The sequence below is a fragment of the Vibrio sp. 1580 genome (assembly GCF_033340055.1).
The window spans coordinates 330222-346926 of the sequence record NZ_JAWOVT010000004.1 but is presented as its reverse complement, the minus strand read 5'-3'; the positions used below and the strand labels follow the sequence as shown (position 1 = coordinate 346926).

Here is a 16705-nt window from a genome sequence, read left to right as displayed (position 1 = left end):
AAGAGTGGCGAACAAGGTGAAATACGAAGAAGGAAGACGAAGAGATTAAAAAACGATCGCTTTTTACACATGTGCGTACCATCTTTTAGATAAAGGAGGAGCGTTATGAGCCTTAAACATTACTTTGAGAAAGCGACACCTAAGTTTGGTCCAGGTGGGAAGTATCACAAGTTCTACCCACTTTTCGAAGCTGTCGAAACCATTTTTTACACGCCTGGTAAGGTAAACCAGGGCATGACTCACGTTCGAGATAGCATCGATTTAAAACGTATTATGATCATGGTGTGGTTGGCGGTCTTCCCTGCCATGTTCTGGGGTATGTACAACATAGGCCAGCAAGCGAGTGATGCCTTGTTGTATGGAATGGATCAAGCCTCAGCTCAGCAAGCGCTTGTTTCTTCATGGCAACTGAGTTGGGTATGGGGCTCGTTAGATGCGGTTTCACAAGCGGGGTGGGGAAGTAAAATGTGGCTTGGTGCTACTTACTTTCTCCCGGTTTATGCGACGGTGTTTATCGTTGGTGGTTTCTGGGAAGTTCTGTTTGCTATTGTGCGAAAGCATGAGGTAAATGAAGGCTTTTTTGTCAGCTCTATACTCTTTGCGCTGATCCTTCCTCCGACAATTCCACTATGGCAAGCGGCTTTAGGTATCACTTTCGGTATTGTTGTGGCGAAGGAGATTTTCGGTGGTACTGGACGAAACTTCCTAAATCCAGCTTTAGCAGGGCGCGCGTTCTTATACTTTGCCTATCCTGCCAACATGTCCGGTGGTGCCGTGTGGGTCGCGGCTGATGGTTACTCTGGCGCTACTCCACTTAGCCAATGGTATGAAGGAGGGCAAAGTGCTTTGATAAATAATATGACGGGAGAGCCAATTTCATGGGGAGATGCTTTTGTTGGTAATTTACCAGGCTCGATGGGTGAAGTCTCCACGTTGTTGATCGCACTAACAGGCTTGGTTCTCATCTTTATGAAGATTGCATCGTGGAGAATTGTTGCGGGCGTGTTGGTCGGTTTAATCGGAGCTTCATTACTATTGAATGCGATCGGTTCAGACTCTAACCCCATGTTCTCCATGCCGTTCTACTGGCACTTCGTGATTGGTGGGGTTGCGTTTGGTACCTTCTTTATGGCGACAGACCCTGTCTCGGCAGCTTTTACCAATAACGGGAAATGGGCATACGGACTATTAATCGGCGTGATGACGATTTTTATCCGAGTGCTGAACCCGGCTTATCCAGAAGGCATCATGTTAGCGATTCTATTTGCTAACTTATTCGCGCCACTTTTCGATTACCTAGTCAAAGAAAGTAATATCAAACGCAGAATGAAAAGGGCGAGACCTTCTTAAAATGAGGGTGACCTCACTGAAAATTGATTGAAAACTGCACTATATTGAAAAGGTCAGAGACATGGGGTTTCTGACTTTTTATTTTTATCAGGAGGACGAAGACGATGAGAATAAAGGATATTCTCGATAGCCGTTTGGTGCTGTCGTTCTGGTATAACCTAGACTACTGCTTGTCTCTTCTTAGTAAAATCTCTTCTCGTTGATTTCCTCAATGCAATCGCATTGAAAAGCATTCTATCTATTTGTTTTTTAGTCTTACGTGAAACTGCGTAGGGCAATGCGTATAAGGAAATTAACAATGAAACGTATTCCAGAACCTTTCCGTATCAAAATGGTTGAGCCAATCAAAATGACGACTTTGGCAGACCGTGAAGTCGCGTTAAAAGAAGCGGGCTATAATCCATTTCTTCTTCGTAGTGATGATGTTTATATCGATTTGCTGACTGACTCAGGCACTGGTGCCATGAGTGATAATCAGTGGGCTGGTATCATGATGGGGGATGAATCCTATGCGGGGAGTCGAAATTACTACAACCTGTGTGATGCAGTGGAGCACTTCTTCGGTTATAAGCTCACCGTGCCTGCACACCAAGGGCGTGGTGCCGAGCAAATTTTGTTCCCCGCTTTGATTGAGCGTATGCGTCAGGTGCGTGGTGGCGAAACGCCAGTATTTATCTCGAACTACCATTTTGATACCACAGCGGGTCACATTGAACTCAATGGCGGTAAAGCGATTAACGTGGTAACGGAAGAAGCATTCGACACCACTACGCCTTATGATTGGAAGGGCAATTTTGATATCGATAAGCTGGTGGCAACAATTGAAGCGCACGGTTCGCATAACATCTGTGCAATTATCACCACGATTACTTGTAATAGCTCCGGTGGTCAGCCTGTGTCGATGGAAAACATGCGCAGTGTGTACGAGATTGCAACCAAGCACGATATTCCAGTGGTGATTGACTCGGCTCGTTACTGTGAGAACGCTTACTTTATCAAGCAGCGTGAAGCGGGTTACGAGAATAAATCGATTCTGGAAATCATCCGTGAGATGTACCAGTACGGTGATATGCTCACCATGTCAGCTAAGAAAGACCCGATGGTAAACATTGGTGGCATGTGTTGTATTCGTGATCATAAGGAGTTGTTCCAGGCGGTGCAGACGCGCTGCGTACCCATGGAAGGATTTGTGACATACGGCGGCATGGCTGGGCGTGATATGGAAGCGCTCGCTCGCGGTTTGTATGAAGCCGCGGACGAGGATTTTCTTCACTATAGAATTAGCCAAGTTCAATACTTAGGTGAGCGCTTACGTGAAGGCGGTATTCCGATTCAATACCCAACGGGTGGTCATGCGGTGTTTGTGGATGCCGCTAAGATTTTGCCACATATTCCAGCGGATCAGTTTCCTGCGCAGGTATTGTGTAATGCTTTGTACTTGGAAGCGGGTATTCGAGCAGTAGAGATAGGATCGTTGCTGCTTGGTCGAGATCCGGAAACGGGTAAACAAAAAGCGTCAGAGCTTGAGTTGATGCGTTTGACCATTCCACGTCGTGTCTACACAAACGATCATATGGATTACATTGCGGATGCGATTATCGAACTGAAAAATCGTGCACATGAGTTAAAAGGGCTCACTTTCGAGTACGAGCCACCAGTGCTGCGCCACTTTACTGCTCGATTTAAAGAGATCGATTAACTCAAGTTTAAATCTAGATAAGCAAAAGGCCGCGAGTTTCGCGGCCTTTTTCGATTCGTTTATTTCTTAGCGTTACAGTTACGCTAACTCTAATGTGATGCGAACGAACTGGTCGTCTTGATACTGCACTTCATAATTGAAGGTACCACTGGCGTAAATGCTGCCAAGGAAAAGTGAGCGTTGACTCATTGGTCCGCGGAACAGCATCGAAATAGGAGCGATTAGGGCGTTATTATCATCGAAGTGCTGATTTAAGTTCTCAGAAAGCACACACAGCAAACAGCCGTGTTGGTCGTGAGATAAGTCGACGTCTTCCGGTCGCGATAATAACACGGTAGTCCCCAGTTTCTTCTCAATCTCATTGATCAGCAGCAAGTAGCTATCTAGATCGGGTTGAGGATTTCTGGGTTTGTCTGCACCGACGCAGCGCTCGAGTAATTCTTCCAGATTTCCGTTCTCACCTTTTGCCTGCTGAGTCAAAGATTTTAACGGCTTTTTAATCAGCTTATAGCGATTACTCTTCAGTTTTGGTTTCAGCCATTTCTGAAGTAAGTCATTACGTTCTTTAAGGGAGAGGCCATGCGAGGACGCGTGAATTTTAAAGTGCAGGTGTAATAAAGCGTGAACCGCAAGCTCACTCAGAAGTTGGTTAGCATCTGTAGACTGTCTTGCCTGCTTAGAACTTTGCATTACACTCGAACAAAATTAGGGAAGAAGGATAATGGTGCCGAGAGAGGGACTCGAACCCTCACACCAAAGGCACTAGCACCTCATGCTAGCGTGTCTACCAATTTCACCATCTCGGCATCATGATGCTCTGAATACTCAGAGGCCTCGAAAGAAGCAACGCGAATTATAACCAAAATCCACCTGTTGGCGAGAGCAAAATGACGAATTTTGGCTCTTTCGAGTTTGATTGCATATTTATTGGTCACTTTTATGTTTTTTACCATCAACGCCTATCCTTATGCCCTTACTTTTATTAATGGTATGACGACAAAAGAGTACTTTTGCCTAAATTTTGAACGCTTGAACGTTTGCGTAAATAAATGTGATGAATATCTCTTTTTGTTGGCTATACTTGCGTCCCGTTTAAGCGGGAATTAGGGTTTAGTTGTTCAGGACCCTTACCCATACAAGCCGTCACATGGAGCAGGCCAAGCAACATGCTCGCCAGCAGTGAATGACCCCACGGACCGGACCAGCTACGTTCAATTGCTTGTATAAGGTAAAAATAAGATGTCGAACTATTCGTTCTGTCTACATTCTGGATCTAAAAGTGAGTTATCACTCGCTGCGTTGTCCCTTTCTTCTGCCAATTCCTTTGGCTCTTTTTTCTTTTTCAACGTTTAGTAGGTCCAGCTCATGAGTGTTCTATTTAGTCTATTTGGTATTGTTGCACTGCTAGGTTGTGCTTTCCTACTTTCTGAGGGTCGTTCTTCCATTAATTGGAAAACTGTATCTCGCGCCTTGATGCTACAAATGGGGTTTGCTGCTTTGGTGCTCTATTTCCCGTTGGGTCAAGCGGCGCTGGCGAGTTTAAGTAATGGTGTCGCGGGGCTACTCAGCTTTGCTGATGAAGGGATTAAATTCCTCTTTGGTGACCTCGCTTCTTCTGGCTTTATCTTCGCTATCCGTGTCCTTCCTATCATCATCTTCTTCAGTGCTCTTATCTCCGCCCTTTACTATTTGGGCATTATGCAAAAAGTGATTCAATTTATTGGCGGCGCTATCCAGAAGTTCTTGGGTACGAGTAAAGCAGAGTCTTTGGTTGCAACAGGGAACATTTTCTTATCTCAAGGCGAGTCACCACTTCTTATTCGTCCATTTCTTTCTAACATGACTCGCTCTGAACTGTTTGCCGTGATGGCTGGTGGTATGGCTTCAGTGGCGGGCAGTGTGCTTGGTGGTTATGCTGGTTTGGGTGTCGACCTCAAATACTTGATCGCGGCAAGCTTTATGGCAGCACCAGGTAGTTTGATGATGGCAAAAATCATCGTTCCTGAGCGTCAAACGCCAAGCGATTACAACAATATTGAGCTAGATAAATCAGAAGAAAGTAACGTTATTGATGCGCTAGCAAGCGGTGCCATGGGCGGTATGAAAGTTGCCGTTGCTGTTGGTACCATGCTTATCGCTTTCGTGAGTGTTATCGCGATGGTGAACACGGGGCTAGAAAACTTGGGTGAGATATTTGGTTTCTCTGGCGTAACGCTACAAGCGATTTTTGGTTATTTGTTTGCACCTCTCGCATGGTTGATTGGTGTGCCAAGCCACGAAATTCTAGCTGCGGGTTCATACATTGGTCAGAAAGTGGTGATGAATGAGTTTGTTGCGTTTATCGATTTTGTGCAGCACAAAGCGACACTGTCTGAGCATACTCAAATTATTATCACTTTTGCGTTGTGTGGTTTTGCGAACATTGGCTCAATTGCGATTCAGTTGGGCTCTATCGGCGTGATGGCACCTGAGCGCCGCAAAGATGTTGCAAGTCTAGGCCTAAAAGCGGTTGCTGCTGGTACACTCGCTAACCTGATGAGTGCGTGCTTAGCGGGCATTTTTATCTCGCTCTAATTTAGATTGAAGATCCACACTAAAAACCCGCCTAAATGGCGGGTTTTGTTATTTCTAAGGCTTGGGCATTAAGCCGTAAGGTATCGATTTAAAAGCCTCTGGGTGCTCTTGATAAGTTGGCGCTTTATGTACCCCTTTCCAATCGAGCAGCATGATGGCTAGCACGTTACGGTGTTCGCCGTACTTGAGATCAAAGTTACCGTCGACCGACGGAATCATCCCTTTTTCTGCGTTGATTGCATGACGAATGGCTTGGCGGGTCTTCTTTACGACCGGATCATGGTCCAAGCCTGCTAACAAAAACGAAATGCCGACTTCCGCAATCACATCTTCTTTGGCGCGCAGTAGGATAGTGTCGATGTTGTTACGAAAGTAATCATAAATCCATTGGTGTTTCTTCTCGCTTACTCGCTCCTGATAATACTGTGAATCGGCAAAGATGATGTGCGTCATACCATAGAGTTTGTTCCAATACTGCTGAGCTGAAAGCATCTTATCTTTATCGTCGGGGTAGGTGTCACGGAAGGTTTGAGTGAATTCCTCGACCACATCTTGCTCTCCTAACTGACGAAGCCAGTAGACTTGGTTTGCAAGCTGAGCTGCCCATGCCTCTATCATCTCTTTGTCCGTAACGTAACGCGAGAAATCGTAGCGCCTAATAATTTTTCTCAGCGTTTTGTCTTGTTTATGCTTTAGGCCATATTCGTTTGCTCTTGCCATTGCGCCAAGCAATTCCACACCAAGATAAAGGTACTCAGGATGGTGTTTAGTCACGGTATAGCGTCGCTGACCTCGTTCGGTTTCTTTCTCTTGATACGTGGTCAGCCTTTGAGATGAATAGAGAATGATGTCTTCTGGTTCAACGACTTCATTAGCAAATTGGTTTAACCGGCTGGCTACTTGTGCCATGTCGGTCCAAATGGCAGCGTGATATTTCTCATCTAATGTTTGGCGGTACATGCGTAAGCCAAAATGGCCCTCTTTAAACGCCGGGAAAGTGAACAGTTCTGGTTCGTAGGTACTACGAATCAACTGCGCTGATTGAGTATTATCGAGAAGCGGTACGTCTTCCTGTGATGCCTGAGCAGCAAAGGTAAGTGAGCAAGAGAGTAAGACCGCTAAGCTAAGAGGTTTAATACGCATAAATCCATTCCCTATGAAGTCCTGAACCTAAACCTACCATCAATATTAATTGAGAATGTAAAAGCTGAGTCAATAGTTGAAAATTTGCCTAAAAGTCAGGTTGATACGTTCATCTTTGGTTTTCGCGGTTTTTGGTACGCAGTGCTTCCAGTGATGCTGAAGCTCGCCAGCCATAATCAGTAAGGAGCCATGAGAAAGCTCGTATTCAATCTCAGTTTTACAATGTAAATTTCTAAGCAAAAATCGACGTGTTTCACCTAAGTTCAAAGATGCGATAACAGGGTTTCTACCTAACTCTGGTTCATTATCTTGGTGCCAGCCCATTGAGTCTTGGCCGTGTCGATATAAGTTAGCGAGAACAGAATTAAAAGTGACATCAGCAACTGATTCACAACGCACTTTCAGCTGAGTTAACTCGGGAGTCCAAGGGTGAGGCTGCATGGTTAAGCCTGAGTAAGTATATGCTGCATCACCGTGCCACGCTTGTAAGCGAGGTTGAAGTACTGACTTGCCGAACATAGTAATGTGTTCTTGGTGCCATGGCAGTGTCTTTCGAAGTTGGTCAAAGTAATTATCCGCCTCAAGATGGTTAAGAAAATGAGGATCATAATAAAGTTCTCCTCTTTCTACTTCTTGCCATAGATCGCCGCCAAATAAATCGCCTTGTTGATGCATCATCTCACACCTAAAACATAAAAGTTGTCAATCACTGTTACCTTTCTGATTATGATTGGTTATTCTTGTGATAATAAGAATTTTAACAATAAATAAAAAATCTCGTAGTTGTATACGAGTTGTGGGGAGAAAATGCGTTATTTACCCAGAAAGCGATGCTATTTTGCATTGTTCTTCCTCACCTTTTTCGCTTTGTGTATTGGGGTTATTGAGCTGTTAAATCGAAACCAGCAAGAGCTTCACAAAGAGCGAGTTCAAGTTGAGGCCAAAGAACAACTTTCCATTCTCCGTTCCAATTTGGAAGCGGTACTTATGGCGGATATCTACAAAGCCAGTACTTTAGCGACACTCATTACGTTACTTCCTAAAAACCAAGAAGAAGAATTGAGTATCGCCGCTCACCGAATCCTAAATAAAAGTAAACATATTACAATCATCGGTATCGCGAAAAATGATGTAATTAGTCATGTATTTCCACGCCAAGGTAATGAGCGCCTAATCGGCCTTGATTACCGCGCAGTGCCACAGCAGTGGGTACAGGTGCAAAAAGCCAAGGATGTACAAGAAATTTTCATCGCAGGGCCAGTGACTTTGATTCAAGGTGGCCGAGGTTTGATCGTGCGTGTGCCTGTTTTTCTTGATCCTCCAATGAATCAGGACTACTGGGGAGTGATCAGTGCGGTGATTGATTTCGATGCTCTGATGAGAGAAACCGGCGTAATTGATTTCTCGTATCGTTACCCTTTAATGATCCGTGGTTACGATAGCGGTGGCTCATTTGGTGATGCTTTCTTTGGCGCGCAAAGTGTAAATAGCATGGCATATGCAAAAGAGATGGTTCATTTTCCTTATGGTGGGTGGAGTATGGTGGTTTTCTCTGGAGGCAAAGCTGATCGCCAAATCTCTTGGCATCAGTTGCATTTAGCTAGAGTAATCGGCTATCCCATTATATTCGCACTTAGCCTCGCGCTGTTCGCCATTTATCGACTGTATACCATTGCAGATGACAGAGCTTTACACGATGAACTCACGCGTTTACCAAACCGTCGCTATTTTATGAAGTTTTACAAGCAGCAGTTTGAAATAGCGAAACGTTATAAAAAGCGTTATAGCTTCGCCTTAATTAATATTGACCTAGATAGGTTTAAACACATTAACGACACCTATGGTCACGACGCAGGTGACAAAGTTTTAATCGCTACGGCTGAAAGGGTAAAAAGCTCTCTGCGTAAATCAGACATCGTGGCCAGAATGGGCGGTGATGAGTTCTTAGTTGTAGTTCATCACCCAGGAACGGAAGAAAATGTTCAGTCTCTTCTACAAAAACTTCGATTAGCGCTATGCTCGACGCCCGTCATTTACGATGAAACGCTTATCTATTTGAAAGCCAGTATTGGGTACGCGATATTTGACCCGCAAATGTCATCTCCTGAGCAAATGATGAAAATAGCCGATGAGAGAATGTATCAACAAAAGCATGGCGGATGAGCCTGAACCCAGTTTCAATAAGGGGTTAGAGGAATGGTAAAGTTGGGAGCCCGAAATCTCATCATCATTGAGGTGCAAGAATATGTGACTTCATATGTTCACAGACACTTTGCTGAGAGAGTCGTTATTAGCAGTGCATTCAGTGGCATATTTGCATAATGTTGCATTTTGCAAATGCAGTTTGCGAAATTAATGGTTAATAAAGCAACGATATGCATCTGGATCTACTAAAAAACGGCTTTTTTAAAGTTGGCACGCATCGTGCTTTACTTAGAGTGACCCTTATTAAGCCGAGGGTCACCTAGCCAACTGACGTTGTTAGTGAATACAAATTGTTCACAAGTATATACCGCCAATCACGTTTATTGTGATTGGCGTTTTTTCTTTCTAAAGCTCGATGATATTCACGTCGCTGCCCGTCTCATCAGCTTCTCCGCACTTGCTGTAACAACTAGGTTGTCTTGGACAAACCGCCCCTCTGGAGCAGATCAACCTTGCTTGGGTTTGAATCCCGCGCTCTATCCAGTTGATGTTTAATATCTTAGCGATAGTCGTTAAGTCTTTTTTGATGTGGGGAGGAATAACACTACTTCCGCCGGAAGCGACACAAAGGGACTTAAGTTCTTCCGCTATGGAAACGGCATCGCCACCTTGTGCAGAAATGGCAGGGTTAAGATCAATACCGGCACATAGCACCCGATTATTCCCCGCAGGATCAAATACGTTGACCGATTCGCAGCAGTAGATACGTGGCTCGTCACCAACATTTAAAATCGAAATTTGCGCTGAACTTGTATCCAAAGGCTGGGAAAGGCGTCGGAATACCGCCCAGTGCTGGCAAGGGTCGTTCACTTTGCGCATGTTGCCCCAAGGCAATGGAATACCATTTCCGCGATACACGGCTTTTAACTTGCCAGGGCCATAGGCATCAAAATAGTGCCAATGAGGGTAAGGCGAGACCACCGTCATGCGACGCATTGCAACAGAAGGAGAAACTCCCGCCTTTTTGTGAACATCAATCTCGTAACCAGAACGGTCAAGCAACTGACGAAAGGGTACTTTGGGGCAGAGTAGGGCACCGGCAAAGAAGCTGGACTCAAAATCACGCCAAGCTTGCAGGATATCTTGCGAATTGAGTTCAGAGTTAGACACAGGGCTGTCCATTTGCTCCCAATTGTTTTGATGCCCGATAGATAAAACGTTATTCATTGCATCGCTGCTATGGAGCACTCGATGACCAATATATACCGCCAAGTCATACTTCAATCGGGTTGGATAGTCACGCATTCGTTTATTGAGATAAATAGTCCCAGGTGGCTCCATGAAAGACGTAATCAACTGTTTGGCGCTGACGCCCAGTTCATCAATCACATCTTGTGGCGCTCGATCTACCCAGCGGATATCCAATCCCATACTCTTTGCAATGTCTACGAGATCTTCTACAGATAGATTCAGCCGCTTCAAGCCGACCTCTTCGGCGGCGCGCTCTAAATCAGGAAAATGGTTTTGATGGTTTTCTTGGTGTGCTCGAATCAAGAGATGAGCAAACTGACGCCCCGTGATACCTGTTTGGGAGAGCATTTCTGGTATCGCGATTTGAAGAATATCATTGGAGAACAGAAAGCTCGGCTCCAACGCCATGCCACTAATCCCGCCACGATTTCCTTTGTTGGGTGTGATGGCTTCTAATTCGGGTTCATCATCTAAAAACCAAGCAGGATCTTTTTGAAAAACTTCCGCGATCACTTCGAGCATATCGATACTCGGTACGCGTTTTCCGCGCTCAATCATTGAAAGGTAAGAAACCGACGGAGCGTACTCTGGATTAATTCTTACACAACGGGCAGACAAATCTTCCATCGTTAAATGGTTGTTTTTTCTTAGGTTACGAATTTTCGTACCAAGAAAATGAGACTGACGAATAAGGCTTTTTGACACAGACATTTTGTAAAATTCACATTGTAAAATTTTTGTTGTGAAATTGTAGTCAATATTTCGCTAGTCTACATAATGAGCAGGCAAGGAAATTAACCATCCACTTCACAGAATTGCCTGAAACTTAAATAAAGGATTTAAGTTTTTACTCTAGGACGAGTTTTTAAGTGCGAGGATATGACGATGAATATGCTGAACTTCGATAAAAAAGAGATGCAACAACAACAACGCCCATTTATCGCTGAAGCCGTATTTGCCGTCGAAGCGGTAAGTGCTGAGCAGCAGAGTGAGAAACAAGTAAAAGCGAAGCAACTACTAGACCGCATGTTTCCATTGGAGAATGGGTCGCACCAAGATGTATCAAGTTACGTGATTGATTACCGCCATGTTTTGGCTTATTTCAAAGACGGTACACACAGCGGCCTGAAAAGCCCAAAACACTTCGTGGCGTACACTGGTGAAAAGGAAGATCCAAAATCGATTTTGTTTAAAGATGATTCGGGTAATCATGTAGAAGTGCTGTTTGGCTGTCACAAAGGCACTGGTTGCGTGGAATTAGTGGACATTGACGATATTCAATTGGAAACTCGCACGACGTTTCATCCTGAACTAACTGGCAATGCACCAACCGCGATGCGCCATTGGATAAGTCTAATCAAAGGCGACAAAAAAGGTAAGCCGATGGCATGCAGTGAAGATAAAGAATATACCGCAAAAAATGGTGACGACTACATTCTAAGTTACTGTTACAGCGTCGATTAAGATACTCATGATTGGATACAAAAACCCCGCACTTTACGTCGCGGGGTTTTCTTTTTCATCGTAAAAGTCGTTTTCGCTTAGTCAGTTTATTTAAATTGGCATCACGCGGTTACGACCGAGTTGTTTTGCTTCATAAAGCTGTTTATCGGCTTTATTGATTAAGGCTTCAGGCGTATCACCCGGCTCAAATTCTGCTACCCCAAAAGAAGCGGTAATGCTGTGAACTTGTGTGCCTGAGCGCTTATCTCTGATACGCAGTTTTTCTATCATCCGGCGTAGTGTGTCTGCATATTGGCGAGCAATTCGCAGAGATTTGTTAGGTACAATTAACGCGAATTCTTCACCACCAAAACGGTACGCACATATCCCATCTCGACAGCTTTGTTGTAGCCGGCGGGCAATGGCTTTTAACACTGTATCGCCAAAAAGGTGCCCGTAATTGTCGTTAAATGATTTGAAATGATCGATATCAAGCATGATCAAGGTCATTGCCTGATTTGATGCGATAAGTGAAGAGAGATCTTTGTCAAATGCTCGGCGGTTGTATAGGTTTGACAAACCATCGAACAACGCATCTTGCTGTACTTCAGCCAGTTGGTTTTTGAGGCGAGAAATTTCTTCACTCGCGTTAGTCAATTGGCTATTCAAAAACTTTGTTGAGTGACGAATTTCGTGTGACTCTGCGATAAGTTGACGAATCACCACCATCACTTCTTCAATGCTTAGGCTATTGTCCTCAACTTTTTCCAGTTTATTAAAGCTTTTGTCTACCATCTCAGAAAAGGAGGAAGTATCTGAAATCGTATCGCTCATTGAACTGGATACTTCATGTAGCAGAACTTCTACATTGGTTCTAAGATCTTCAAGGCTGGTTTCTGCTTTGCTGGCCACATAGTTGTTGTAAAGCTGTTTATTGGTTGCTGGCGGGCAAATACCGTAGTTTTCTAACACCGTGTCTAACTCAAAGTTGAGTTCTGGAATGGTCTTGTCAACGTAGGTATACCAAAGCGCGTAGTTGGCTGGCGTGGCAGCAACATGGTTTTTGATCATCAGTGGGACCGCTTTTTTTAAATTAGCGGTTGATTTCTTAAACTCGTCGGTCATTTCTGCGATGGTACTAGCAAAATGGGATTGGGCTTAGATTAACGGATATTAACTAATGTCGCTTTAATTTTTATCACTTTTGCATGGTTTATATAGAAAATGAGTGATTAAGATCGTGATCAATACCGTTGGATTCAAATTTTATAAAATATCAGTATGAAACATGTACAGGAATTTGGTGGTATTGCGTGTTTTGATATATCCAGCAAATGGATTCCGTGTAAACGTCAGTAACCTAATGATCGTCAAACTCTCGTTTTCGTATAAAAGCAAGTAAATCAAAAGGCTTAACGTCAGGGTCTCCGTGAAAAGAACTCGTAGACGAAGAATTAACATCTGAGGGTGCGAATTGAAAAAGAAAATAGGACTTTATTGGTTCACGAACGACTTGCGATTGCACGACAACCCACTGTTGAAAAGCGCCAGTGTAGAAATGGACGAGTTAATTTGCTTGTATTGCTACCCTTCAATGACGCCTTACTTGCAGCACTTTGCGCAGGAAGCCTCTTTCGGGCGCGCGAAATTGCAGTTTCTCGACTCATCGCTTAGTGAACTCAATCAATCTTTGAATCACCTTGGTCAGCGATTATGGGCGGTTGAACTAACGCCCGATCAAGCAATCAAGTATGCTGTTAATCGCTTCGGCGTCACACATATATATGCTGACGCCTTTCCCGGTTCGGATGAGCAACAAGCGTTAGATCGCGCAGTTGAAGGCGCGTCTCATGTAAAAATAAAACAGCAAGCAATCCGGACCCTGTTAAGGGAAGAACAACTGCCATTTGACTTGAGCAATCTGCCTACCACTTTCACGCAGTTTAGAAAGCAAGTTGAAGGTTTAGACATCTCTCGGCCCCACGAGAGTATCCGTTCGTTACCTCCAATTCCTTTAGGTGTGAATCTTCCTTCCGTTACTGCATATTACTTTGACACAAAAGCTGCGTTTCATGGTGGAGAAAGCCGCGGGCTTGAACATTGTCGCCAGTATTTTGCTTCCACACTAGCCAGTGAATACAAACAAACACGCAATGGTTTAGATGGCATGGATTACTCCACCAAGTTCTCTCCTTGGCTAGCTCATGGGTGCGTTTCTCCGAAAACTATTTATGCCATGTTGAAACGTTATGAAGCGGAGAATGGTGCAAATGATTCAACCTACTGGATTTACTTCGAGCTGCTTTGGCGTGAATACTTTTATTGGTATGCCCGTCGACACAAGCGACAGCTCTTCCGATTCGGTGGCATCCAAAATCAAGCACCACTCACCAGCTTTTACGCGCACCGTTTTCAACAATGGAAGAAAGGTGAAACGCCATTTCCTATCGTCAATGCGTGTATGCACCAACTTAATGAAACCGGTTATATGTCGAATCGTGGCAGACAGTTAGTCGCCAGTTGTTTGGTGCATGAACTTGGCCTCGATTGGCGTTATGGCGCGGCGTACTTTGAGTCACAACTGGTTGATTACGATGTGGCATCAAACTGGGGAAATTGGCAATACCTAGCGGGCGTTGGTGCTGATCCGCGTGGTTCACGACAATTCAACCTCGAAAAGCAAACCGAAATGTACGATCCGCACATGGAGTTCATCGATAGGTGGCAAGGTCGTTGTCCTGGCGCGCATTTGGATAGTGTAGACATGGTCGATTGGCCGATTGTGATGGGCAGCAGTGACAAAGCTTCGTCATCGGAGAAACCGTAATGCAATTTGAAACCGTACGATTGATCTTGGGCGATCAACTTAACAGTGAGCACTCTTGGTTTCAGCAACCGGATGAGCAAGTGCTTTACCTGATTGCGGAGCTCAAGCAAGAGAATACATACGTCACGCACCATATTCAGAAAGTGTGTGCGTTCTTTTCTGCAATGGAACAGTTTGCGAAAGAGCGTCAGAGTGAAGGTCACCAAGTTCTGTACCTCACATTGGATGACACACAATCCTTCGACGATCTTGAGCAAGTCTTGCAACACTACGCGAGTGAAGTTGGTGCAAGTAAGTTTGAATATCAACGCCCGGATGAATACCGTCTGCTGGAGCAGTTAGCCAAACTAAAGCTTGATGGGGTCGTGACGCGTTGTGTCGACTCGGAACATTTTTTGTTGCCGTTTGAGGAAATAGAATCGCAGTTTCCTCAAGGCAAACACATCATGATGGAGCACTTTTACCGCCGTATGCGCAAGCGCTTCGACATCTTGATGCAAGACGGAAAGCCCGTCGGCGGAAAATGGAATTACGATGCCAATAATCGTAACAAGCTCAAAGCCAAAGACATTGAACAACTTCCACAACCTTTGATGTTCAGTACCGACGTAAGCGACATTATTGAGCGATTGGCAAAACATGACATCAAAACTATCGGAAATCTCGAAGGAGACTTGTTGTGGCCGATCAATCGCGCGCAAAGCCTCTCTTTACTCGCGCATTTCTGCCAAGTCTGTCTGCCGTTGTTCGGCCGTTTTCAAGACGCCATGACAGGCCAGCATGATGCTAAGTGGAGCTTGTATCACAGCCGAATTTCATTCTCGCTTAACAGCAAATTGCTGCACCCGAGAGAAGTCATTGATGCTTCACTCAAGGCATTTCATTCCAACGCGGACATCGACATTTCTCAAGTTGAAGGGTTTATTCGCCAAATATTAGGATGGCGAGAGTACATTCGAGGCGTCTATTGGGCGAACATGCCTCATTACCCGAAAAAGAACGAGCTGGGCGCAGAAAGAAAGCTGCCAAACTTCTTTTGGAGTGGCGAAACCAAAATGGCCTGTATGCGCAATGCGATTGAGCAGTCCCTCGATTATGCCTACGCACACCACATCCAACGTTTGATGGTCACTGGTAACTTTTGCTTGCTAACCGAGATCGACCCAGATCAAGTGGATGAGTGGTATCTCGGTATCTATGTTGATGCGATTGAATGGGTCGAAATGCCGAACACACGTGGCATGGCATTGTTTGCGGATGGCGGCATTGTTGGCACCAAACCTTACGCGGCGAGTGGTTCTTACATCAACAAAATGAGCGACTACTGTAAAGGTTGCCATTACGACAATAAGGCGAGGAGCGGAGAAGGCTCGTGTCCGTTTAACAGCCTTTATTGGCGCTTTATGAACAAGCACGACAAGCGCCTCGCAGCCAATCCACGAATCGGGATGATTTTCCGCTCTTGGGACAACATGGAAGAACAGCAACGCCAAGCGATTCTTGATACCGCAGAGCACTACATAGAAAACGTGGAGAACTTGTGATGGAAATACTCATCGTCGGTGGCAATGGTGGAATTGGTTTGGCAGTGGTGAGAGAAGCCGCAGCTCGGTTCCCTCAAGCGCGCGTGCATGCCACTTATCGTAAGCAGCAACCAGATTGGCAACACCCAAATGTCGTTTGGCATCAAGTGGATGTATCGCAAGACGAGCAGATAAAAGCGTTCAGTGAGCAGATTGAACACGTCGATTGGTTGGTGAACTGTGTTGGTATGTTGCACACCCAAGAGAAAGGCCCTGAAAAGAATCTTAATTCGCTCGACGCAGACTTCTTTCAGCAAACCATCACGGTTAATACTTTGCCAAGTTTGCTGTTGGCGAAATACTTCACGCCCAAGCTAAAGCGCAGTACTGCACCCAAGTTTGCGACCATTTCGGCCAAAGTTGGCAGCATTAGCGATAATCAGTTAGGTGGTTGGTACAGCTATCGAGCATCGAAAGCCGCATTAAACATGTTCCTAAAAACCATGTCGATCGAATGGCAAAGAGTGGTCAAACATGGCACGGTGCTTTCACTTCACCCTGGCACCACAGATACCGCTTTGTCGGCATCTTTTCAAACCAATGTCCCAGAGGGAAAGTTGTTTACGCCAGAGCGAGTTGCTAAGGATTTATTAGGCTTGATAGAAAAAGCAACCCCGCAAGATAGCGGGGCGTTTTGGGCTTATGATGGGACGTTATTACCTTGGTAAGAGAACGCGTACAAACGTTAAT

General features: G+C 44.9%; 14 protein-coding genes and 1 tRNA gene. 8 read left to right on the top strand and 7 right to left on the bottom strand.

Annotation, left to right across the window (positions count from 1 at the left end):
- Positions 1-105 precede the first annotated feature (105 nt).
- Positions 106-1350 (top strand): NADH:ubiquinone reductase (Na(+)-transporting) subunit B, encoded by a 1245-nt coding sequence (locus R7093_RS08995; RefSeq protein ID WP_047102825.1) that lies wholly within the window; start codon positions 106-108, stop codon positions 1348-1350.
- Between the two features lie 298 nt (positions 1351-1648).
- Entirely contained in the window at positions 1649-3049 is a 1401-nt protein-coding gene (locus R7093_RS08990) for a tryptophanase (RefSeq protein WP_047102824.1), read from the top strand.
- Positions 3050-3127: 78 nt separating this feature from the next.
- Here R7093_RS08990 and R7093_RS08985 read toward each other — a convergent pair whose 3' ends face one another.
- The 3 genes from R7093_RS08985 to R7093_RS08975 all read right to left on the bottom strand — a co-directional run bounded on the left by R7093_RS08985 (position 3128) and on the right by R7093_RS08975 (position 4002).
- A complete protein-coding gene (locus tag R7093_RS08985; RefSeq protein WP_005384170.1) occupies positions 3128-3739 on the bottom strand; it encodes a DUF2913 family protein in 612 nt (203 codons plus the stop codon).
- A 32-nt stretch (positions 3740-3771) separates the two neighbouring features.
- A tRNA-Leu gene (locus R7093_RS08980) sits at positions 3772-3855 on the bottom strand.
- Entirely contained in the window at positions 3820-4002 is a 183-nt protein-coding gene (locus R7093_RS08975) for a hypothetical protein (RefSeq protein ID WP_021035910.1), read from the bottom strand. Before R7093_RS08975 ends, R7093_RS08980 begins: the two co-directional genes overlap by 36 nt.
- Positions 4003-4414: 412 nt before the next feature.
- On the opposite strand from R7093_RS08975, the gene R7093_RS08970 reads away from it, so the two are divergent.
- A complete protein-coding gene (locus tag R7093_RS08970; RefSeq protein ID WP_154204160.1) occupies positions 4415-5623 on the top strand; it encodes a NupC/NupG family nucleoside CNT transporter in 1209 nt (402 codons plus the stop codon).
- Positions 5624-5677: 54 nt separating this feature from the next.
- Here R7093_RS08970 and R7093_RS08965 read toward each other — a convergent pair whose 3' ends face one another.
- Positions 5678-6766 carry a DUF3541 domain-containing protein gene (locus tag R7093_RS08965; protein WP_318146628.1) on the bottom strand — a complete coding sequence of 363 codons (1089 nt, stop codon included), beginning with the start codon at positions 6764-6766 and terminating at the stop codon, positions 5678-5680.
- 69 nt (positions 6767-6835) lie between these two features.
- A complete protein-coding gene (locus tag R7093_RS08960; protein ID WP_182015931.1) occupies positions 6836-7441 on the bottom strand; it encodes an alpha-ketoglutarate-dependent dioxygenase AlkB family protein in 606 nt (201 codons plus the stop codon).
- A gap of 132 nt (positions 7442-7573) precedes the next feature.
- On the opposite strand from R7093_RS08960, the gene R7093_RS08955 reads away from it, so the two are divergent.
- Positions 7574-8929 (top strand): diguanylate cyclase, encoded by a 1356-nt coding sequence (locus R7093_RS08955; RefSeq protein ID WP_042523392.1) that lies wholly within the window; start codon positions 7574-7576, stop codon positions 8927-8929.
- Between the two features lie 387 nt (positions 8930-9316).
- Here R7093_RS08955 and R7093_RS08950 read toward each other — a convergent pair whose 3' ends face one another.
- Complete coding sequence (locus tag R7093_RS08950; protein WP_318146627.1) at positions 9317-10873, bottom strand: DUF3612 domain-containing protein; 1557 nt, start codon at positions 10871-10873, stop codon at positions 9317-9319.
- A gap of 174 nt (positions 10874-11047) precedes the next feature.
- Between R7093_RS08950 and R7093_RS08945 the strand changes: the two genes are divergently transcribed.
- On the top strand, positions 11048-11626 hold the full coding sequence (locus tag R7093_RS08945) for a malate synthase (protein WP_005374156.1): 579 nt from the start codon (positions 11048-11050) through the stop codon (positions 11624-11626).
- Positions 11627-11716: 90 nt separating this feature from the next.
- Here R7093_RS08945 and R7093_RS08940 read toward each other — a convergent pair whose 3' ends face one another.
- Complete coding sequence (locus R7093_RS08940; protein ID WP_318146626.1) at positions 11717-12730, bottom strand: GGDEF domain-containing protein; 1014 nt, start codon at positions 12728-12730, stop codon at positions 11717-11719.
- A gap of 349 nt (positions 12731-13079) precedes the next feature.
- Between R7093_RS08940 and R7093_RS08935 the strand changes: the two genes are divergently transcribed.
- From R7093_RS08935 to R7093_RS08925, 3 genes are read left to right on the top strand one after another with little or no spacing between them, the layout of a single operon-like run.
- Entirely contained in the window at positions 13080-14432 is a 1353-nt protein-coding gene (locus tag R7093_RS08935) for a DASH family cryptochrome (protein WP_318146625.1), read from the top strand.
- Positions 14432-15976 (top strand): cryptochrome/photolyase family protein, encoded by a 1545-nt coding sequence (locus tag R7093_RS08930; protein ID WP_170893060.1) that lies wholly within the window; start codon positions 14432-14434, stop codon positions 15974-15976. Before R7093_RS08935 ends, R7093_RS08930 begins: the two co-directional genes overlap by 1 nt.
- Positions 15976-16683 carry an SDR family oxidoreductase gene (locus R7093_RS08925; RefSeq protein WP_318146624.1) on the top strand — a complete coding sequence of 236 codons (708 nt, stop codon included), beginning with the start codon at positions 15976-15978 and terminating at the stop codon, positions 16681-16683. Before R7093_RS08930 ends, R7093_RS08925 begins: the two co-directional genes overlap by 1 nt.
- Positions 16684-16705: the final 22 nt, after the last annotated feature.

What these genes read in the sequence shown, in the direction of transcription:
- R7093_RS08975 (WP_021035910.1), bottom strand. Translation starts at nt 4,002, where the DNA reads ATGGTAAAAAACATAAAAGTGACCAATAAATATGCAATCAAACTCGAA.
- R7093_RS08950 (WP_318146627.1), bottom strand. Translation starts at nt 10,873, where the DNA reads ATGTCTGTGTCAAAAAGCCTTATTCGTCAGTCTCATTTTCTTGGTACG.
- R7093_RS08930 (WP_170893060.1), top strand. Translation starts at nt 14,432, where the DNA reads ATGCAATTTGAAACCGTACGATTGATCTTGGGCGATCAACTTAACAGT.
- R7093_RS08995 (WP_047102825.1), top strand. Translation starts at nt 106, where the DNA reads ATGAGCCTTAAACATTACTTTGAGAAAGCGACACCTAAGTTTGGTCCA.
- R7093_RS08945 (WP_005374156.1), top strand. Translation starts at nt 11,048, where the DNA reads ATGAATATGCTGAACTTCGATAAAAAAGAGATGCAACAACAACAACGC.
- R7093_RS08960 (WP_182015931.1), bottom strand. Translation starts at nt 7,441, where the DNA reads ATGCATCAACAAGGCGATTTATTTGGCGGCGATCTATGGCAAGAAGTA.
- R7093_RS08965 (WP_318146628.1), bottom strand. Translation starts at nt 6,766, where the DNA reads ATGCGTATTAAACCTCTTAGCTTAGCGGTCTTACTCTCTTGCTCACTT.
- R7093_RS08940 (WP_318146626.1), bottom strand. Translation starts at nt 12,730, where the DNA reads ATGACCGACGAGTTTAAGAAATCAACCGCTAATTTAAAAAAAGCGGTC.
- R7093_RS08955 (WP_042523392.1), top strand. Translation starts at nt 7,574, where the DNA reads ATGCGTTATTTACCCAGAAAGCGATGCTATTTTGCATTGTTCTTCCTC.
- R7093_RS08985 (WP_005384170.1), bottom strand. Translation starts at nt 3,739, where the DNA reads ATGCAAAGTTCTAAGCAGGCAAGACAGTCTACAGATGCTAACCAACTT.
- R7093_RS08925 (WP_318146624.1), top strand. Translation starts at nt 15,976, where the DNA reads ATGGAAATACTCATCGTCGGTGGCAATGGTGGAATTGGTTTGGCAGTG.
- R7093_RS08970 (WP_154204160.1), top strand. Translation starts at nt 4,415, where the DNA reads ATGAGTGTTCTATTTAGTCTATTTGGTATTGTTGCACTGCTAGGTTGT.
- R7093_RS08990 (WP_047102824.1), top strand. Translation starts at nt 1,649, where the DNA reads ATGAAACGTATTCCAGAACCTTTCCGTATCAAAATGGTTGAGCCAATC.